The sequence below is a fragment of the Gilliamella sp. wkB18 genome (genome assembly GCF_001690875.1).
GTDB lineage: Bacteria > Pseudomonadota > Gammaproteobacteria > Enterobacterales > Orbaceae > Gilliamella > Gilliamella apicola_A.
The window spans coordinates 1-1,098 of the sequence record NZ_LZHM01000001.1; the positions used below are offsets into that span (position 1 = coordinate 1).

The 1,098-nt window shown below is 44.9% G+C and carries 1 protein-coding gene; it reads left to right on the forward strand.

Features of this window, described 5'->3' with window-relative positions; translation table 11 throughout:
- The coding region (locus A9G48_RS00005) for a type VI secretion system Vgr family protein (RefSeq protein WP_141672918.1) at nt 1–1,098 on the forward strand (1,098 nt) is incomplete at both ends.

Consider the following 1,098-nt stretch of genomic DNA (forward strand, 5'->3'; position numbering starts at 1 on the left):
ATTATCACCGAGTTTAGCCAATTATCGGTGAATAAAGAAGAAGCGCATTATCAAGTGGTCTTATCGCCACGACTGGCTAGACTAACGTTAAACCGCAACTGTGCCATATTCCAGAACCAAAGCGTAGTAAGCGTGGTTGAACAAATACTTAGAAGCCACGGACTTAATGGCATAGACTACCGCCTTGAACTTAAAGAGCACTACCCAGCCAGGGAATTTATTACCCAATGGCAAGAAAGTGATTTTGAATTTATACAACGCTTAATGGCGGATGTGGGTATCTGGTTTCGCTTTGAAAGCCATGCCGAGCACGACTGCGACGTAATGGTGATAAGCGATTACGAACAAGGTTATGACCAAGTTGCCCATATTAATTACAAATTACCCAGTGGCACCTTGGACGGTGGCACTGAAAGCGTTTGGGATATTAGCATGCACAGCCAAACGGTGGCATCATCGGTTAAAGTCAAAGATTACAACTACCGTGATGCCAAAGCCAACTTACTTGGCGAGGTCAATAGCCAACCCGATGACCGCACCACTAACGGCACCGACTACCGTTATGGCGAGCACTATCAATATGCAGGTAGTGCCAGTGTCAGTTCAGGTAGTCAAAAAAATAGCCCCAACAAAATTTATAAAAATATTCAAAGTGAGCAAAATGAGGGGGTAAGCGATAATAACGATGATGCACAAAATAAGGATAATGATTACCACCTTAATAGCACCCCAGAAAGTGGCAATTGGTACGCACGTATTCGCCATGAACAAGCAATCAGTGAACAAATAATTATCCGAGGCAAAAGCAACCGTTATAACCTTGCTCCTGGGCAACTCATTAGCCTTAATGGCGCCCCGCTGATTGATATTGATGAAGGCATTATTATTTTAAGTGTTACGGGCAGCGGCAGCCGCACTGATGCTTACCAGCTCAGTTTTACTGCGATACCTTTTAAGGTATTAAAACCGTATCGCCCAGCACCCCTTGCTTGGCCACAAGTCAGTGGCACCTTACCGGCACGGGTCACCAGTCCCGATAATGACACCTATGGCTATATTGATACCCAAGGGCGCTACCGGGTTAAATTTAACTTTGAC